Annotated in this window: 19 protein-coding genes; 12 read left to right on the top strand and 7 right to left on the bottom strand. The window is 71.0% G+C overall.

All coding sequences use genetic code 11. From position 1 onward, the window contains the following. The first annotated feature begins 60 nt into the window (after nt 1-60). The 3 genes from AB0J69_RS29490 to rocD all read left to right on the top strand — a co-directional run bounded on the left by AB0J69_RS29490 (nt 61) and on the right by rocD (nt 2,686). Complete coding sequence (locus AB0J69_RS29490) at nt 61-546, top strand: Lrp/AsnC family transcriptional regulator (protein ID WP_364123545.1); 486 nt, start codon at nt 61-63, stop codon at nt 544-546. Between the two features lie 126 nt (nt 547-672). Further along, the gene (gene ddaH / locus AB0J69_RS29485) at nt 673-1,470 is read left to right on the top strand and encodes a dimethylargininase (RefSeq protein WP_364123543.1); all 798 of its coding nucleotides are present in this window, start codon (nt 673-675) and stop codon (nt 1,468-1,470) included. Nucleotide 1,471: 1 nt separating this feature from the next. After that, nucleotides 1,472-2,686: an ornithine--oxo-acid transaminase gene (rocD, locus tag AB0J69_RS29480; RefSeq protein ID WP_364123541.1), complete on the top strand. Its 1,215-nt coding sequence runs from the start codon at nt 1,472-1,474 to the stop codon at nt 2,684-2,686. An 80-nt stretch (nt 2,687-2,766) separates the two neighbouring features. Here the strand turns inward: rocD and AB0J69_RS29475 are convergent, their stop codons facing one another. Then, nucleotides 2,767-3,513, bottom strand: coding sequence for a class I SAM-dependent methyltransferase (locus tag AB0J69_RS29475; RefSeq protein ID WP_364123539.1), 747 nt, complete (start codon nt 3,511-3,513; stop codon nt 2,767-2,769). Between the two features lie 6 nt (nt 3,514-3,519). Then, a complete protein-coding gene (locus AB0J69_RS29470) occupies nt 3,520-5,067 on the bottom strand; it encodes an alkaline phosphatase D family protein (RefSeq protein WP_364123537.1) in 1,548 nt (515 codons plus the stop codon). A 214-nt stretch (nt 5,068-5,281) separates the two neighbouring features. Here AB0J69_RS29470 and AB0J69_RS29465 point away from each other — a divergent pair, with 214 nt between their 5' ends. Further along, nucleotides 5,282-6,559 carry a Glu/Leu/Phe/Val dehydrogenase gene (locus AB0J69_RS29465; protein WP_364123535.1) on the top strand — a complete coding sequence of 426 codons (1,278 nt, stop codon included), beginning with the start codon at nt 5,282-5,284 and terminating at the stop codon, nt 6,557-6,559. A 74-nt stretch (nt 6,560-6,633) separates the two neighbouring features. Next, nucleotides 6,634-6,837, top strand: a complete 204-nt coding sequence (locus tag AB0J69_RS29460; protein ID WP_364123533.1) for a hypothetical protein — start codon at nt 6,634-6,636, stop codon at nt 6,835-6,837. Nucleotides 6,838-6,887: 50 nt separating this feature from the next. Here AB0J69_RS29460 and AB0J69_RS29455 read toward each other — a convergent pair whose 3' ends face one another. Beyond that, nucleotides 6,888-7,334: a MarR family transcriptional regulator gene (locus AB0J69_RS29455; protein ID WP_364123531.1), complete on the bottom strand. Its 447-nt coding sequence runs from the start codon at nt 7,332-7,334 to the stop codon at nt 6,888-6,890. A 48-nt stretch (nt 7,335-7,382) separates the two neighbouring features. On the opposite strand from AB0J69_RS29455, the gene AB0J69_RS29450 reads away from it, so the two are divergent. The 4 genes from AB0J69_RS29450 to AB0J69_RS29435 all read left to right on the top strand — a co-directional run bounded on the left by AB0J69_RS29450 (nt 7,383) and on the right by AB0J69_RS29435 (nt 11,765). Then, complete coding sequence (locus AB0J69_RS29450) at nt 7,383-8,462, top strand: substrate-binding domain-containing protein (protein ID WP_364123529.1); 1,080 nt, start codon at nt 7,383-7,385, stop codon at nt 8,460-8,462. Between the two features lie 52 nt (nt 8,463-8,514). Next, entirely contained in the window at nt 8,515-9,882 is a 1,368-nt protein-coding gene (locus AB0J69_RS29445) for an APC family permease (RefSeq protein WP_364123527.1), read from the top strand. Then, complete coding sequence (locus AB0J69_RS29440; RefSeq protein WP_364123525.1) at nt 9,879-10,883, top strand: acetamidase/formamidase family protein; 1,005 nt, start codon at nt 9,879-9,881, stop codon at nt 10,881-10,883. Before AB0J69_RS29445 ends, AB0J69_RS29440 begins: the two co-directional genes overlap by 4 nt. A gap of 69 nt (nt 10,884-10,952) precedes the next feature. Further along, nucleotides 10,953-11,765, top strand: coding sequence for a hypothetical protein (locus AB0J69_RS29435; protein WP_364123523.1), 813 nt, complete (start codon nt 10,953-10,955; stop codon nt 11,763-11,765). Here the strand turns inward: AB0J69_RS29435 and AB0J69_RS29430 are convergent. The 3 genes from AB0J69_RS29430 to AB0J69_RS29420 are packed head-to-tail and all read right to left on the bottom strand — an operon-like array spanning nt 11,749 to nt 13,900. Further along, entirely contained in the window at nt 11,749-12,636 is an 888-nt protein-coding gene (locus tag AB0J69_RS29430; protein WP_364123521.1) for a Gfo/Idh/MocA family oxidoreductase, read from the bottom strand. The two genes, AB0J69_RS29435 and AB0J69_RS29430, sit on opposite strands and share 17 nt — an antisense overlap. Continuing rightward, nucleotides 12,633-13,544, bottom strand: coding sequence for an NAD-dependent epimerase/dehydratase family protein (locus tag AB0J69_RS29425; protein WP_364123519.1), 912 nt, complete (start codon nt 13,542-13,544; stop codon nt 12,633-12,635). Before AB0J69_RS29425 ends, AB0J69_RS29430 begins: the two co-directional genes overlap by 4 nt. Before the next feature lie 2 nt (nt 13,545-13,546). Beyond that, entirely contained in the window at nt 13,547-13,900 is a 354-nt protein-coding gene (locus AB0J69_RS29420) for a YrdB family protein (RefSeq protein ID WP_364123517.1), read from the bottom strand. Between the two features lie 113 nt (nt 13,901-14,013). Between AB0J69_RS29420 and AB0J69_RS29415 the strand changes: the two genes are divergently transcribed. Genes AB0J69_RS29415 through AB0J69_RS29405 form a run of 3 tightly spaced genes read left to right on the top strand, consistent with a single transcriptional unit; the run spans nt 14,014 to nt 15,988 of the window. Further along, nucleotides 14,014-14,706: a TetR/AcrR family transcriptional regulator gene (locus tag AB0J69_RS29415; RefSeq protein ID WP_364123515.1), complete on the top strand. Its 693-nt coding sequence runs from the start codon at nt 14,014-14,016 to the stop codon at nt 14,704-14,706. Nucleotides 14,707-14,730: 24 nt separating this feature from the next. After that, nucleotides 14,731-15,054 (top strand): PadR family transcriptional regulator, encoded by a 324-nt coding sequence (locus AB0J69_RS29410; RefSeq protein ID WP_364123513.1) that lies wholly within the window; start codon nt 14,731-14,733, stop codon nt 15,052-15,054. Between the two features lie 52 nt (nt 15,055-15,106). Beyond that, nucleotides 15,107-15,988, top strand: a complete 882-nt coding sequence (locus AB0J69_RS29405) for a hypothetical protein (protein ID WP_364123511.1) — start codon at nt 15,107-15,109, stop codon at nt 15,986-15,988. A 46-nt stretch (nt 15,989-16,034) separates the two neighbouring features. Here the strand turns inward: AB0J69_RS29405 and AB0J69_RS29400 are convergent, their stop codons facing one another. Continuing rightward, on the bottom strand, nt 16,035-16,631 hold the full coding sequence (locus AB0J69_RS29400) for a TetR/AcrR family transcriptional regulator (protein WP_364123509.1): 597 nt from the start codon (nt 16,629-16,631) through the stop codon (nt 16,035-16,037). Nucleotides 16,632-16,641 lie beyond the last annotated feature (10 nt).

Below are 16,641 nucleotides of genomic sequence, written 5' to 3'. Positions count from 1 at the left end.
GCCCAGTCTCCCGCGCGCCGCTCGTCGCGCGCCAGCCTGGCCAGGCGGTATACAGAGCGCGTGGAACTGGACCGGCTCGATCGTGACATCATCGCGGCGCTCGTCGACGACGCCCGCCAGACCTACGCCGAGATCGGCCACCAGGTGGGGCTGAGCGCGTCGGCGGTCAAGCGGCGGGTGGACCGGCTGCGCGAGAGCGGGGCGATCACCGGTTTCAGCGCCCGGGTGGCGCCGCAGGCGCTCGGCTGGACGACCGAGGCGTACGTGGAGCTGTTCTGCCAGGGCAAGACCAAGCCGTCGGACATCGCGCTGGCCGTGGCCAAGTTCCCGGAGGTGGTGGCGGCGGCCACGATCACCGGCGAGGCGGACGCGCTGCTGCACATCAGGGCCACGGACGTACGCCATGTGGAGCGGGTGATCGAGCGCATCGCGGCGCAGTCGTTCGTGGTGCGGACGAAGAGCTCGATCGTGCTGTCGAGGCTGGTGGACACCCCTCCCGGTGCGGCAGTCCCGGAATCGCGCAACGGATCGCCTGCCGCCGGCTGAGAGACGCAACAGATTCGCGCGAACACGCAATGTCAACCCCTTGGCCTGCATAAACATACATTCTTAGGCTGTCTCCAGCCCCTTCAATGGGGATTTCCCCTGCTAAAGGACTCGATGGAGCGCTGCATGCCCAAACACTTCCTCATGTGCCGTCCGGACTACTTCACGGTCGAGTACGCGATCAACCCGTGGATGCATCCCGAGGCGGGCGCCGACCGCGACGTGGCGGTCCGGCAGTGGGAGGGCCTCAAGTCGGCGTACGAGGAGCTCGGGCACAAGGTGAGCCTGATCGATCCGATCGACGGGCTGCCCGACATGGTCTTCGCCGCGAACGGCGCCCTGGTCGTGGGCGGCCGCGTCTACGGCGCCCGGTTCACCTATCCCCAGCGCGGCGCCGAGGGGCCCGCCTACCTGCGCTGGTTCGCCGAGCGCGGCTACCCGACGGTCGAGCCGGCCCACGTCAACGAGGGTGAGGGCGACTTCCTCACGCTCGACGAGGTCATCCTGGCCGGCACCGGCTTCCGCACGGACGTGGTGGCCCACCAGGAGGCGCAGGAATACCTGGGCCGCCCGGTGATCTCGCTGAAGCTGGTCGATCCGCGCTTCTACCACCTGGACACGGCGCTGTTCCCGCTCGACGGGCACAACGTCGCCTACTACCCCGGCGCCTTCTCGCCGGGCAGCCTCGCGGTGCTGCGCCGCATGTTCCCCGACGCGGTGGTCGCGACCGCCGAGGACGCCGAGGTGCTCGGCCTCAACGCGGTCAGCGACGGCACGAACGTGGTCATCAACGCCGAAGCCTCCAACCTCCAGTTGGAACTCAAGCGCCGAGGGTACGAGGTGATCCCGGTCGACCTCTCGGAGCTGCGTAAGGCGGGTGGGGGCCCCAAGTGCTGCACACTGGAGATCAGGGGGGAGAACTGACATGACCACCAGCGCAGAGCTGATCGAAGTGAGCGAGCGCCGCGGCGCCCACAACTACCATCCACTGCCCGTCGTGATCCATGAGGCGCACGGCGCCTGGGTCACCGACGTGGAGGGCAAGCGGTATCTGGACTGCCTGTCCGGCTACTCCTCGCTCAACTTCGGCCACGGCAACCCGAAGATCATCGAGGCCGCGAAGGAGCAGCTCGAGCGGCTCACGCTGACCAGCCGGGCCTTCTACCACGACCAGTTCGCGCAGTTCTGCACCGGGCTCGGCGACCTCACGGGCAAGGACATGGTCCTGCCCATGAACACCGGCGCCGAGGCCGTGGAGACCGCCATCAAGGTGGCGCGCAAGTGGGGCTACGAGGTCAAGGGCGTCGAGCCGGACCAGGCCAACATCATCGTGATGGAGGGCAACTTCCACGGGCGCACCACCACGATCGTCAGCTTCTCCACGGACCCGGAGGCGCACGACAACTTCGGCCCGTACACGCCGGGCTTCCGGCTCGTCCCGTACGGCTCCGCCGAGGCGATCAGGCAGGCCGTGGACGCCAACACGGTCGCCGTGCTGGTCGAGCCGATCCAGGGCGAGGCCGGGGTGCTGGTGCCGCCGGACGGCTTCCTGAGCGACGTGCGCGCGCTGTGCACGGCCGAGGGCATCCTGATGATCGCCGACGAGATCCAGTCGGGGCTGGGGCGCACGGGGCAGACATTCGCGTGCGACCACGAGGGCGTGGTGCCCGACATCTACGTCATGGGCAAGGCGCTCGGCGGCGGGGTCGTACCGGTCTCGGCGATCGCCGCGAACCGGGACGTGCTCGGGATCATCCACCCGGGCCAGCACGGCTCCACGTTCGGCGGCAACCCGCTGGCCTGCGCGGTGGCCAACGCGGTCATCGAGATCCTGAACACCGGCGAGTTCCAGGCCAGGGCCGCCAAGCTGGGCGAGGTGCTGCACACGCGGCTGCGCGAGCTGATCGGCAAGGGCGTGATCGAGGTGCGCGGGCGCGGGTTGTGGGCGGGCGTGGACATCGACCCCGACCTGGCCAGCGGGCGCGAGATCTCGAAGGCGCTGATGAAGCGGGGGGTGCTGGCCAAGGACACGCACGGGTCCACGATCCGGCTGGCGCCGCCCATCGTCGTCTCCGAGGACGACCTGCTCTGGGCGATCGACCAGCTCGTCGACGCCATCTACGAGTTCAGGAACCGCTAGGCACGGCCTTTACGGCTCCGCGCAGGAGGGCCCGGCCACCGTACGTGGCCGGGCCCTGTCCGGGGGAACGCTCCTCCGGTTCACGCGCCGATCCGGCGCACGGTCACCGCCTGAGCGGTCGTACTCCAGACCTGCATGCCCTCCGGGGCGTCCGCGGCCGCGAACCCGGCCTCCTTCAGCTCGCTCACCAGCACCTCCGTCGCGGGCCAGTGGCTGGTGCCGGTCACCTCGTCCTCGCTGATCACCACGCCGCGCTGCCTGATCCGGTAGACGAACCGCGAGGTGACGCTCTCGCCCGCGACGTCGAGCACCTGCCCGGCGATCTCGTACGTGTGCCTGCCCACCTGGTACGAGCCCATGACCGCCGGCTCACCCGGCACGCGCGCGCCCCGATCGCGCCAGTTGAACACCAGCCGCCCGCCCGGTTCGAGCTGCCTGGCCAGCACCCGCCACAGCTCGGCCCGCTCGGCGGCGGGGAAGCTCTGCAGCACCGAGATCATCACGACGGCCTCGACCGGCTCGTCCACCTCCACGTCCAGGGCCCCGCACGGCAGCACGGTCACGCGGCGCAACGCGTCCGGGTCGTGGGCCAGGCGCGAGACCAGCACCGAGCGCATGCCGAGCGACGGCTCCACGGCGTAGATCTCGGCGGGGGTCACGCGGGCGATCAACTCGGTGATGAGGCCGGTGCCGGCGCCGATCTCGATGACGCTCCGCCGAACGTCCGCCAGCAGCGGGGGCAGCAGCTCGCGGATCTCGGGCACGTGGCCGTCCTCGTGCCAGAGGTCGTAGAAGGGCACGGCGACGGCGTAGTTGTCCTCGTACATGGGACTTCAGGGTAGAGGCGTGGAGTCGATCGGTTTGACCACCTCTCCGGTGGAGCCGTACCAGGTGACCTGGTCGGGCAGGGTGAGCGTGGCCAGCGCGTTCTGGAACCAGGGGCCCTTGGTGACGCGCCACCGGAACGGCGGGCGCGGGATGCCCGCCAGCCGCGCCAGCAGGGTGCCGACCAGGGTGGCGATCGAGAACTGGGTGAACACGTTGGCCCAGCGCAGCATCCGGCTGAGCGGGTTGCGGATCGGCGAGCAGACGACCTGGAAGACCGGCCCGCCGTCGGCCTTGGCCAGGTAGGAGTAGTGGACGTCGCCCGACAGGATCAGCACGGGCTTGCCCAGCCCGATCAGCAGCCGGGCCAGGTCGTCGAACGAGCGCCGGAACGCCGCCCAGTGCTCCAGGTCGATGGCCTGCCGGAACTTCTCCGACCACCGCCGCACCAGCGGGCCCCACTTGCCGTCGCACAGGGCCTCGTTCCAGTTCTGTACGCCGTGCACGCCCTCGGGCAGCAGGAACGGGATCGACGAGCCGATGATCAGCTGCTCGGCCGGCCGCCGCACCTGCTCCTCCAGCCAGGCCCACTCCCCCGGGTCGAGCATGCGGCGGTCGCCGGGGGTGAGCTGCCTGGCGCACCTGGTGTCCACCATGATCAGGCGGGCGGGCCCGAGGTCGCGGGCGTAGCTCCAGCGGCTGCTGCTCGGCTCGGCGTCGGCCCGCTCGGCGAACGCGTCGAGCGCCGCGCCGCCGTCACCGGCCATCAGCTTGGCCAGCACCGGGTCCTCGGCCCGCTCGGCCGGCGAGAGGTTGCCGAGGTGCTGGTAGATCCAGTAAGCCCCGAGCCCGGACACCACCCGGTGGGGCCACCACGGCACCTTGGCCATCTCCTCGCGCCAGGGCTGCGAGGTGTTCCAGTCGTCGCGCAGGTCGTGGTCATCGAAGATCATCGCGCTCGGCACGGTGGACAGCAGCCAGCGGATCTCCGTCTCGGTCCACGCCTGGCGGTAGAGCTCGGCGTACTCCTCGAAGTCGGCGATCTCCCCCTGCGGCTCGGTGGTCCTGCGGGCGCGGATGTAGGCCAGCATCTCCGGCGAGGGGTTGTCGGCGTAGACCTGGTCGCCGAGGAGCAGCAGCAGGTCGGGCCACTCCTCCTCGTCCGTCTGCGCGAGGTGCTCGCCGTAGGCGCGCAGGACGTCGTCGCCGTGGCTGCGTACGTGCGCGGCGTCGTGCGGCACGCTGGTGCGGCACGACCCGAACGCCAGCCGCCGCGCCCCTTCGGCGGGCAGCAGCCGGATCCGGCTCGGCGGGCGACCCGCCAGGGGCCATACCTGCTCCCCGTCGAGCTTCACCGAGTACGAGGCGATATCCTGGGACAACTCAACGAGATCCACGATCGCGTAGTGGTGACCGTGCACGGTGAAGGTGGGCGACCGGTAAGTCCTGCCGTCCGCCTCGACGGCGACCGTGCCGGGTTCGGCGGTCTCCACCCAGATCGAGGCGCTGACGGAGTCGACATAGCGCAACAGCGGTCCCACCACGAGTGCGGGCATTCGACCCCCGATTCGACGTTCCGGCATACTCTCGCCCGCAAGCCTGCCAGAGTGGCACGGTCCACAGCATCCGATCACCGGCTTGGATTTCTACCAACAACTAGGCAAGGTCAAACGCCCCGCTCTAGGATGATCGTGACAACAACGCCCAAATGGGGAAGGCAATGGCGCTTTCTCCGCAAATAGGGCGTACATAACAGGAGGAATTTCTTCCATGAGCATCATGGTGCCGTCAAAGACGCCGGCCCTGATCACCCCGGGCCGTCAGGCCCTCGATTCCGCTCTCCAGCAGCTCGACCAGGCCGCCGAGCATCTCGGGCTCGAGGACGGGCTCCGCACGATGCTGGCCACGCCCCGCCGCTCGCTGACCGTCTCGGTCCCGGTGCGGCGCGAGGACGGCCGCCTGGACGTCGTCCAGGGCTTCCGCGTCCAGCACAACGTCTCGCGCGGCCCCGCCAAGGGCGGGCTCCGGTTTCATCCCGGCACCGACATCCACGAGGTCACCGCGCTCGCGATGTGGATGACGTGGAAGTGCGCGCTGGTCGGCATCCCGTACGGCGGCGCCAAGGGCGGCGTGGCCGTGGACCCGGCCGGGCTCACCACCCGCGAGCTGGAGCGGATGACCCGCCGCTACGTCAACGAGATCCTGCCGCTGATCGGCCCGGAGAAGGACATCCCGGCGCCCGACGTCGGCACCGACGAGCAGACCATGGCCTGGATCATGGACACCTACAGCGTCAACGCCGGCTACTCGGTGCCCGGTGTGGTCACCGGCAAGCCGACGACGCTGGGCGGCTCGCTCGGACGTGCGGGCGCGACCTCGCGCGGCGTGCAGATCGCGGCCCTGGCCGCGCTCGGCCGCTCGCCGGAGGGCGTGACCGTGGCCGTGCAGGGCTTCGGCAAGGTGGGCGGGCCGGCCGCGCAGTTCCTGTCCGACGCCGGGTGCACGGTGGTGGCGGTGTCCGACGCCACCGGCGCCGTTCACTCCGCGCGAGGTCTGGACATCGCCCGGCTGCGCGCGTGGGTCGCCGAGACCGGCGGCGTGCGCGGCTTCCGGGAGGCCGACGTGCTGGCCCACGAGGACCTGTTCGAGCTGGACGTGGACATCCTGGTCCCGGCCGCGCTCGAAGGCGCGATCACCGAGGCCAACGCGCCCAGGATCCGCGCCCGCCTGGTCGTCGAGGGCGCCAACGGCCCCACCACGCCCGAGGCCGACGAGATCCTCGCCGCCAACGGCACCACGGTCGTGCCCGACATCCTGGCCAACGCGGGCGGGGTGATCGTGTCCTACCTGGAGTGGGTGCAGAACATGCAGGCCTACTCATGGAGCTCCGGCGAGGTCGAGCTGAAGCTGCGCGACCTCATGCTGGGGGCGTTCTCCGAGGTCACGTCGCTGGCCTCCGAGCGCGGCCTGACGCTTCGGCAGGCGGCGCACGTCATCGGCGTGGGCCGGGTGGCCGAGGCGCACCAGATGCGCGGCCTCTACCCGTGAGCGCGACTTAAGTAGCACGGGGCCCGCCCAAGGTTCGATGCCGGGGCGGGCCTCGCGTTGGGACCCTGAACGGCATGAGAGGTTTCATCAACGTCGTCGCCGTGATCGCGATCATTCAGGGGTCGGGCGAGTTCATCGGGCGGGTGTGGTTCGACCGCGAATGGGGGTTCCTGCACCGGCTGGTGGAGTTGCCCGTGCCCGGTTATCTGGGCGTGGCGGTGGCCGGGGTGGTGGCACTGGTCTGGACGGACGTGGCCAAGAAGCGCGAGCAGGGCTGAGCGCCGGCCGCCCGGCCGAAGAGTTCAGGGCCTGCTCGACTACGCCGAGCTCAGGCCCTGAGCTCGGCGTAGTCGAGCGCCTCCACCAGGCTCTCCAGGTCGCGCATGAGCTGATCGGTCCGCTCCCGCCCGAACGCCAGCGCGATCACCCCCTGCTGCTCGGCCACGGCCCCGTCCACCCGCGCGAGCAGCTCGGCCCCGCGCTCGGAGACGAACACCGCCACCCGCCGCCGATCCCCCGTCGACGGCCCCCGATAGACCAGCGCCCGGTCGATGAGCCGGTCGACGGCCTTGGTCAGCGTCGGGTGCGGCATCAGCACGGCCTCGGCGAGCTCGCCCATCGACTCGCCCCGGCCGTCGGCCAGCGCCCGCATGATGCGCCACTGCTCGACCGTGACGTCCTCGCCGGAGAGCACCGCCGCCAGCCCCCGGTTGACGCTGCGCTCCGCACGGCTCAGCAGGTAGGCGAGTGAGGACCCGAGCCCAGAGGTGGTCATGGAGAAGGTCCTTTCGTCGGGGTGCTAGAAGGGAGGATACTCGTCGGCGTGGCGGCGACCGTCGATCCTCTCGAAGCGCGGCTCCTCCCCTCTGACTCGATCAGGATCGGCCTGGTCGTGCCCGTGTCCGGGGTGCTCGGCCTGATGGGCCCGTGTGCGATCAACTGCGCCGTGCTGGCCGCCGAGGAGATCAACGACCGGGGCGGCCTGCTGGGGCGGCAGGTCGAGCTGGTCCTCGTCGACGGCGGCCGGCCCGCGCAGGTGGTGGGGGCCGAGGTGGGCGGGCTGGTCCGGTCGGGCACGGTGGCGGCCGTGGCCGGGGCCCACGCGAGCGACGTGCGCGTGGCGGTGGTGGCCGCGATCGCGGGGCGGGTGCCGTTCGTGTACGCGCCGCCGTACGAGGGCGGGGGGCGCGCGCCGGGGGTCTACTTCCTCGGCGAGACCCCGGAACGGCAGCTCGCGCCGGGCATCGAGTGGCTGATCGGCACGCGACGGGCGCGCCGGTGGTACCTGCTGGGCAACGACTACATCTGGCCGCGCCTGGTGCACGCCAGCGCCCGCATGCGGGTGCGCGCGGCGGGCGCGACCGTGGTGGGCGAGCGGTTCGTCCGGTACGGCGCGGCGGTGAACTGGCTGGACCGGGTGGCCGACGCCAGGCCCGACGCGATCCTGCTGACGCTGATCGGCAGCGACCTGATCGCCTTCAACCGGGCGTACGCGGCCTCCGGGCTCGGGGCGGCCCGGCTGTGCGGGGCGCTGGAGGAGCACGGCCTGCTGGGCATCGGCGGCGACGCCACCGGCGAGCTCTACTCGTCCATGGGCTACTTCCGTGGCCTGCCCACCTCGGCCGGCCTCGACTTCGCCGAGCGCTACGCGGCCCGGTTCGGCGCGGACGCCCCCATGCTCAACGCCCACGGGCACGGCTGCTACGAGGCGGTCACGATGCTGGCCGCCCTGTGCGCGCGGGCCGGCTCGCTGGCGGTGCCCGCGCTGGACGCGGTCGCCGACGGCACCCGGATCACCAGCGCGCGCGGAACGCTCACGCTGCTCGATCGGCAGGTACGGCATCCCGTCCACCTCGGCCGGGCCGATGGCCTGGATTTCTTTCTAGAGAAACCTTTTCAGTAGAAAGCTTTGGCTCTAAGGTGCGAATCGCCCCCCAAGCAGCTAGGAGCCGTCCATGAGCACAATCGAGCAGTTCGGCTACCGCCAGGAACTCAAGCGTTCCCTGGGCTTCGCCGACCTGATGATCTATGGCCTGATCTTCATGGTGCCGATCGCGCCCTTCGGCATCTTCGGTTCCGTCTTCTCCATCTCGCACGGGATGGTGGCGCTGGCCTACGTCATCGGGCTGGTGGCGATGGCGTTCACGGCGCTGTCGTACGCCCACATGGCCCGGGCCTTCCCGATGGCCGGCTCGGTCTACACCTATGCCGGGCGCGGCATCGCGGCCCCCGTCGGGTTCATGGCCGGCTGGGCGATCCTGCTGGACTACATCCTCGTGCCCTCGCTGCTCTACCTGATCGCCAGCATGGCCATGAACACCTTCGTGCCGGTGATCCCCGTGTGGGCGTGGCTGGTGGCCTTCGTCCTGCTCAACACGGTCATCAACTACCTGGGCATCCAGATGACGGCCAGGATCACCCGGATCATGCTGGTGGCCGAGCTGGCGGTGCTGGCGATCTTCCTCGTGGTCGGCGGCGTCGCGCTGGCCCAGGGCAAGGCGCAGACCGGCGCGCTGACGCCGCTCTTCGACTCCTCCTCCTTCACCTTCAGCGTGGCGTTCGCGGCCGCGTCGGTGGCCGTGCTGTCGTTCCTCGGCTTCGACGGCATCTCCACGCTGGCGGAGGAGAACCGCGAGGACGCCCGCCGCCTCGGCCGCTCCATGGTGGCCGCGCTGGCGGTGGCGGCCGTGCTGTTCGTGGTCCAGACGTGGGTGGCGGCGCTGCTCACCCCGAACCGGGCACAGCTGATCACGCAGGGCGACCTCAAGGGCAACGCCTTCTACGACACCGCCACGTTCGCCGGCGGGCCGTGGCTGGGGGTCCTCACCGCCGTGGCCACCGCCATCGCCTGGGGCTTCGCCAACTCGCTGGTCGCGCAGGCGGCCACCTCCCGCCTGCTGTTCGCGATGGGCCGCGACCGGCAACTCCCGGGCTTCCTGGCCAAGGTGGACCACAAGCACCGGGTGCCGGTCAACGCCACGCTGGTGGTGGCCGCCATCTCGCTGGTCGTGGGCATCTTCATGAGCACGAGGGAGAACGGCGCCACCGAGCTGGCCTCGCTGGTCAACTTCGGCGCGATGACCGCCTTCCTGCTGCTGCACATCGCCGTGGTCGTCCACTACACGGTCAGGCAGCGCAGCCGCAACTACTGGGCGCACCTGGTCGCGCCCGTGGTCGGCTTCGGCGTCCTGGTAGCCGTCGTGATCAACCAGAACGTCGCCGCCCAGTGGGTCGGCGGCGTCTGGCTGGCCGTCGGCCTGGTCGTCCTCGGCGTCTCGTATCTGCTGGGCCGCAGGCCCGTCCTACCGTCGGAGGTCAAGTGAACGTCGTCTCCTACCATCCCTCGCCGGAAGAGCTGAGCTACACCTTCGGGGGTCGCGCGGCCGTCGGCAAGGTACGGCCGGGCACGATCATGGAGCTGTACACCGAGGACTGCTTCGGCGGCCGGGTCCGTACGGTGGACGACCTGCCGTCGCGGGTGTGCGAGTTCCCCTACCTCAACCCGGTGACCGGCCCCTTCCACGTGGCGGGCGCCGAGCCCGGCGACACGCTGGCGCTGCACTTCATCAAGATCACGCCGGCCCGGGACTGGGCGGTGTCCACCACGTTCCCCCACTTCGGCGCGCTGACCGGGACGCACACCACGGCCATGCTCCAGCCGCCGCTGGAGGAGCGGGTCTGGCGCTACGACATCGACCTGGAGCGGAACGTGGCCGTCTACCACGCCCGCAACAGCGACTTCAGCGTGGAGCTGCCGCTGGACCCGATGCACGGCACCGTCGGCGTCGCCCCCGGCGCGAACGAGGCCCGCATGACGATCACCCCCGACGCGCACGGCGGCAACATGGACACCCCCGAGCTGCGCGCGGGCGTCACCGTCTACCTGGGTGTCAACGTCGAGGGCGGGATGTTCTCGATCGGCGACGGACACGGGCTGCAGGGACACGGCGAGGTGTGCGGCACGGCGGTCGAGTCGGCCATGAACACCGTGGTCGCGGTCGAGCTGATCAAGGGTGTGGCCACGCCGTGGCCGCGGCTGGAGGACGACCTGCACCTGATGTCCACGGGGTCGGCCAGGCCGCTGGAGGACGCGTACCGGATCAGCCAGCACGACCTGGTCACCTGGACCTCGGAGCTGACCGGGCTGGACACGCTCGACGCCTACCAGCTCGTCAGCCAGGCCGGGCAGGCGCCGGTCGGGAACGTGTGCGACACCAACTACACGATGGTCGCCAAGCTGCCCAAGGCGTACGTGGCGCGGGCACCGGTCTACGAGTCCGCGCACGCTCGCCTGCGCGCGCTGGGTTCCGCGTACACAAGTTAGGGTAAACATTGATGTCGCAGGTCAGAGCACTGATCATCTTCGTCCTAGAGTGGGAAGGTGCTCAGGTTGGTGCTGTCTCTGGTCCTGCTCGATCCAGCCGCCGTCACCGAGGTGTCCCAACGAAACGTCCCCGTTCCCCGCGTGCTCACCCCTGAGGGCGACCGCCTGGGCTACGCGCCGGTCCCGCGCCCGTACACGGGGGCGCGGCGGCTGGCGGGGGTGCTGCTCGGCCACGATCCGGTCGCCAAGACGGACGTGCTGTGCGGGGGCACGGTGATCGGCAGCCGCAGCCGCAGCCTGGTGCTGACGGCGGCGCACTGCCTGTACCACGACGGGCGGCTGCTCAAGCACCTGGCCTTCCTGCCCGGGTACGACCGCGGGCGGCCGCGGCTGGGGGTCTGGCCGGTCGTGCGCACGTGGGTGCCGGCCCGGTGGCGCACGCGGCCGTACTCGCCGGACCTGCTGCCGTACGACGTGGGCCTGGTCGGCGTCGTCCGCCGCAAGCGCCCGCTGGAGGACGTGACCGGGCGGGGCCTGTCGCCCATGCCCACCTCCCGGGGCACCGAGCTGCGCGGGCTGGAGCTGCTCGGCTATCCGGTGGGCAAGGGCTATCCGGGCACCACGATGTACCGGTGCCTGGGCGACACGGTCGAGGGCATCTCGCAGGGGCCGGGCCTGATGGTCACGCGCAACTGCCACGCCGCCGCCGGCGGCAGCGGCGGCCCCGCGTTGTACGGCGGCTCGGTCGCGGGCGTCGTGTCCTCCTCCAGCCCGCTGAGCGACGCGAAGGGCTACACCGTGCTGACCCGGCTGGGGCGCCGGCCGTTCGAGCGGATGTTCGCCAGGGCCGACCGCGCGATGCGGCTCACTCCGTCGCCCTGACGATCTCCTCGCAGAGGGCGTGGGTGGCCAGGGCGTCACCGGCGTCGATCCGGCGGCCCTCGCGCACGGCCGCGAGGAACTCCAGGCAGATCTGCTCGATGCCGCGCTGCCTGGCCACCGGCACCCAGTCGGGCCGCCTGGCGAGCGTCTCGCCGCCCCGGTAGTCGATGACGTCGCCGAGGTTGACCACCCGGCGCTTGACGCCGTCGCCCATGGCCTCGCAGCTCTCCTCGCCGGCGCCGCTCATCCGGTTCATGACGCCGATGGCGGTGAACCCGTCACCCGACAGCTCCAGGACGATGTGCTCGATCAGGCCGTCCTTGACGCGGGTCCTGATGGACGTGCCGGTGACCTGGCCCGGGGCGAGGAACCTCAAGGTGTCCGCCACGTGGATGAAGTCATCGAATATCGCCCGTCGGGGGGTGTCGGGGTGGTTGTCGCGGTTCTTCTCCATGAGGATCAGGTGCCGGGGATGGGCGGCCAGCCCGGCGTACCCGGGGGCGTGGCGGCGGTTGAAGCCCACCATCAGGGACCTGTCGCCGGCCCTGGCCAGGCGTACGAGGTGCTCGGACTCGGCCAGGGTGTAGGCGATCGGCTTGTCGACGTAGACGTGGATCCCGGCGTCGAGCAGCTGCTCGACGATCTCCGGGTGGGCCTCGGTGGCGGCGTGCACGAACGCCGCCTCGACCCCGGCCTTGATCACCTCGTCCACGCTGGTGGACCGGGCGGCGATCCGGTAGGCGTCGCCGAGCCGGTCCAGCCGGGTCTCGTTGCGGGTGCAGAGGTGCAGGTCAAGGGCGGGCTGGGCGGCGAGCACGGGAAGGTAGGCCTTCTCCGCGATGTCGCCCAGGCCGATCAGCGCTGTCTTCACCCGTCGAGCGTAGCCTTGAGCGCCTGGGCGATCGGGGTAGGCGCGACGCCGAACGTGCTCTGGAACGCCGAGGAGTCGAGCACGTAGGGCGCGACGAACTGGTAGCGGATGTGCCGCATCTCACCGATCATCGGCGAGAACAGCCCGGCCGCCCTGACCACCGGCCACGGCAGCTGCGTCATCCGGGGCGCGGGCCGGCCGAGCAGCGCGGCCATGCGCTCCCCGAGCTGCCGGAAGGTCAGCGGCTCGGCGGTGGGCACGTGCCAGGGCCGCCCCCAGGCCCGCTCGTCGCTCCCGGCGACGACCAGCGCGTCGGCCACGTCGGGCAGGTACGTCCAGCTGTGCGGCATGTCCGCCGGCCAGACCAGCTGGATGGTCTTGCCCGCCCTGAGCGGCACGAGGAAGCGGTCGCCCAGGTAGGACTGGTCGGTGGCGCCGGGGCCGAAGTAGTCGGAGCCGCGCACCTCGGTGGCCCTGATCCGGCCGGCCTCGTGCGCGGCCAGCGCGTCGGCCCACATCCTGGCCCGGACCTGGGCCTTGGGGCTGGTGGAGGCGAGCGGCAGGTCCTCGGTCATCGGACCCGGCACGGGGCCGTACGGGTAGAGGTTGCCGAGCATCACGTACACGGCGCCGGTGGCCTCGGCGGCGCCCAGGAACGACGCGGCCATCGGCGGCCAGTCGGTGAGCCAGCGGTGGTATTTCGGGTTGACGCAGTTGTACAGGACGTCGGCCCCCTTGGTGACCTCGGTCAGCCGGGCCCGGTCCGCGACGTCGGCGGCCACCTTGACCGCACCCGCCGGGCCGCTGCCCGACCGGGTCACGACGACGACCTCGTGCCCCTGGGCCATGAGCTTGGTGGCCAGATGCGTACCGACCTGGCCGGAACCCACGACGACGTGCTTACCCATGATCAGACCTCTTTCCAGACGATGCGGAGAACCGCGTTGAGAACGAAGAGCGCGGAGAAGACGGCAGCGGAGGTGACCAGCCCGGAGGCGTAGAGCGCGAGGGCGCCGCCGCCGAACCAGAGGATCTCCAGCGCGGCCCGCGCCAGGCCGGTCAGCGGGTAGGTGGCGTTCGCGCCGCCCCCCGCCCCGAACAGCGCCCAGGCTGCCACGAACAGCGCCGGGCCGCCGAGGCCCGCCAGCAGCTTGATGATCCAGTTGGGGCTGACCGTGAAGCCCCAGTAGGCCACGGAGGCCAGCACGCCCAGCTCGAGCAGGAACATCAGCAGGGCGTTGGCGTTCTTGGCGAGGGCGAGCATGCCGGGCCTCCGTGAGTGGTGTTCGCTTACGAGAGCAATGCTCTCTCAAAAGAGCACCAATCGTCAAGAGCAGTGCTCTCGATTTTTTACACCGCTCTGATAATCTGCTTCACATGACAGCCAGCCGAACCGCCAGAGAACGCGTCAGGGCCGAGCTCACCAGGGAGATCACCGACATCGCGCGCCGCCAGCTCGCCACCGAAGGGGCCGGCGGCCTGTCGCTGCGGGCCGTGGCGCGCGAGATGGGCATGGTCTCCTCGGCCATCTACCGCTACTTCCCGAGCCGCGACGACCTGCTCACCACGCTGATCATCGACGGCTACAACGCGCTCGGCGAGGCCGTCGAGCGGGCCGAGGCCACGTGCCCGCGCGCGGCCCACCGGCAGCGATGGCTGACGGCCTGCCACGCCGTGCGCGACTGGGCGGTGGCCCACCCCCACGAGTACGCGCTCATCTACGGCTCCCCCGTGCCCGGCTACCAGGCGCCGCAGGACACGATCGCGGCCCGCGTACGAGACGTCACCGTGCTGGGCCGCATCATCGCCGACGCCTGGCGGGCGGGTGCGCTGCGGACCCCTGAGACCGAGGCCCCGCCCGAGCTCGGGCCGGACTCCGCCAACTTCCGCGCACTCATGCCCGAGGTGCCCGACAGCGTGATCTGGCTGGCCCTCACGGCGTGGACCACGTTGTACGGGTGGGTCAACTTCGAGGTGTTCGGCCAGTTCAACAATGCGATCGAGGACCGGGGCACGGCGTTCGGGCATGCCATGGGGCTGATGGGCGACACGATGGGGCTTGCTCAGTAGGACTTACTAAGTTTTACTGAATACATGGCACGCAGGACACAGGAGCTCGGCCGCTTCACGGACGTGGCGCTGCTGGTGCTCATCAGCCTCGCGGAAGGGCAGAAGCACGGCTACCGGATGATCAGCGACATCGAGGAGTTCTCGGGGACGTCGCTGGAGCCGGGCACGCTCTACGGGGCGCTGATGCGGCTGGAGGAGCGGGGCTGGATCGAGCCGGTGGGGTCGGCGGAGCGGCGCAAGCCGTACCGGATCACCGAGGGCGGGCGGGAGGCGCTGCGCGAGCAGCTCGCCACGCTCCGCCGCGTCGAGCAGGCGGGGGTCAGACGCGTCTCCTGGGGGCAGGCATGACGGTTTGTCAGGCGGGTGGCTCAGGGGCGGACGTGACGACTTGGGGGCAGGCATGATGAGGACGCTGGCGAAGGTCGTGCTGGCCTGCTACCCGAAGGTGTGGAGGCAGCGCTACGGCGAGGAGGTCGCCGACCTGGTCGCCGCGCGGCCGGTACGCGCGCGCACGGTGCTCGACCTGGCCGGCGGCGCCGCCGACGCGTGGCTGCACCGGCGGCACATCCCCGGGGCCAATCCCATCAGGATCCCGCTCCCGCTGCTGCTGCCCGTCGCCGGCTACGGGCTGCTCAATCTGTGGAATCCCGGCGTGCGCGACATGACCAGCCTCAACGGCGTCTGGGCCCAGGCGGCGAGCCTGGGGCCAATCGCCGAGCAGCTGGCCAAGGCGGCGACGTCGCTGTTCATCGCGGCGGCCGCGATGGGCGTGCTCTCGGTGGTGCCGCTGCTGCTCACCTCGTTGGCCGCCTCGTGGCGGCCGTCGGCCGGTGCCGTCACCCGGGGCAGGGCGCGTGGGGTGGTCGCGACCGCTCCGCTCCTCGCGCTCCCGATCTGGGGGTTCTGCGCCATGTACTACGGCATGACCTTCGAGGACCTCGGGTTTCCCGTCGGGCCGCTGGGCCACGCCATGCTCGGCGGCTTCATGGGGCCGATCGTGCTGGCGCTGGTGCTGCCGCTGCCCTCGATCGCGGCCAAGGCGCCCGCCCTCGTGCCCGACGTGCGGGCGAGCGGCAACACGCTCGCGGTGGCGGCCATCCTGAACGCGATCGGCTGGCTGGCCATCGGGGTCCTGCTGGCCATGGGCCTGACCCAGGCGTCGCCGCGGTTCCTGATCGCCATGGCCGCCAGCGTGCTGGTCAGCATCGGGATGACCGCGCTGGTCGCGAGAAGCGCGCTCCGGCAGGGCCGCGCCACCGTGGGCGAGCTCAGCCTCGCCTGACCACCCCGCCGACCAGGCTTGTCCGGCCGCGGCGGGGCGGGGGCCGTCAGCTTCGGGCCGGCTTGAGCAGGGGCACGAGCACCTCGTCCACGATCTCGACCACGAGCCGGTCCGGGATGGGCGGCCCCTCGAAGAGGAAGTGGTGGCGCAGCAGGGCGTGCCCGGCGTCGAGCCGGCGTGGGGTGACGTCCGCCGGATCCACCTCCCCGCGCTCGACGGCGCGGCGGACGACCTCCTCCATCAGCTTCCTGCTGACGCCCTGCGAGTTCCGCCGCATGCTGCCGAGCGGCGACTCGCCCCTGAGCGCCTCCCCGAGCAGCCCGCGCATCGCCTCTCCGGCCGGGCCGGACAGGGCCTGCGCCGTACGGGTGAGCATCGCCACCAGGTCGTCGCGGAGGTTGCCCATGTCGGGCGAGCTCTCCGGCTTGGGCAGCGACTGGTAGACCGCCTGCATCACCAGCTCGATGCGGGTGGGCCAGCGCCGGTAGAGCGAGGCCTTGCTGGCCTTGGCCCGCTCGGCGACGCGCTCCATGGTCAGCCCGGCATAGCCGACCTCGGCCAGCTCGTCGAGCGTGGCCTGGTAGATGGCGGCGCTGAGCGCCTCGCCCCGGCGCCGTGGCTGCTTGCGGTGGTCGGTGACCATGGTGGCAATT

Source organism: Nonomuraea sp. NPDC049709, from assembly GCF_040674815.1.
GTDB lineage: Bacteria > Actinomycetota > Actinomycetes > Streptosporangiales > Streptosporangiaceae > Nonomuraea.
This window is presented reverse-complemented; position numbering and strand designations above follow the sequence as displayed.

Excerpts from the sequence above, each read along its gene's own strand:
- ddaH (WP_364123543.1), top strand. The coding sequence starts at position 673 with ATGCCCAAACACTTCCTCATGTGCCGTCCGGACTACTTCACGGTCGAG.
- rocD (WP_364123541.1), top strand. The coding sequence starts at position 1,472 with ATGACCACCAGCGCAGAGCTGATCGAAGTGAGCGAGCGCCGCGGCGCC.
- AB0J69_RS29475 (WP_364123539.1), bottom strand. The coding sequence starts at position 3,513 with ATGTACGAGGACAACTACGCCGTCGCCGTGCCCTTCTACGACCTCTGG.
- AB0J69_RS29470 (WP_364123537.1), bottom strand. The coding sequence starts at position 5,067 with ATGCCCGCACTCGTGGTGGGACCGCTGTTGCGCTATGTCGACTCCGTC.
- AB0J69_RS29465 (WP_364123535.1), top strand. The coding sequence starts at position 5,282 with ATGAGCATCATGGTGCCGTCAAAGACGCCGGCCCTGATCACCCCGGGC.
- AB0J69_RS29460 (WP_364123533.1), top strand. The coding sequence starts at position 6,634 with ATGAGAGGTTTCATCAACGTCGTCGCCGTGATCGCGATCATTCAGGGG.
- AB0J69_RS29455 (WP_364123531.1), bottom strand. The coding sequence starts at position 7,334 with ATGACCACCTCTGGGCTCGGGTCCTCACTCGCCTACCTGCTGAGCCGT.
- AB0J69_RS29445 (WP_364123527.1), top strand. The coding sequence starts at position 8,515 with ATGAGCACAATCGAGCAGTTCGGCTACCGCCAGGAACTCAAGCGTTCC.
- AB0J69_RS29425 (WP_364123519.1), bottom strand. The coding sequence starts at position 13,544 with ATGGGTAAGCACGTCGTCGTGGGTTCCGGCCAGGTCGGTACGCATCTG.
- AB0J69_RS29420 (WP_364123517.1), bottom strand. The coding sequence starts at position 13,900 with ATGCTCGCCCTCGCCAAGAACGCCAACGCCCTGCTGATGTTCCTGCTC.
- AB0J69_RS29415 (WP_364123515.1), top strand. The coding sequence starts at position 14,014 with ATGACAGCCAGCCGAACCGCCAGAGAACGCGTCAGGGCCGAGCTCACC.
- AB0J69_RS29410 (WP_364123513.1), top strand. The coding sequence starts at position 14,731 with ATGGCACGCAGGACACAGGAGCTCGGCCGCTTCACGGACGTGGCGCTG.
- AB0J69_RS29405 (WP_364123511.1), top strand. The coding sequence starts at position 15,107 with ATGATGAGGACGCTGGCGAAGGTCGTGCTGGCCTGCTACCCGAAGGTG.
- AB0J69_RS29400 (WP_364123509.1), bottom strand. The coding sequence starts at position 16,631 with ATGGTCACCGACCACCGCAAGCAGCCACGGCGCCGGGGCGAGGCGCTC.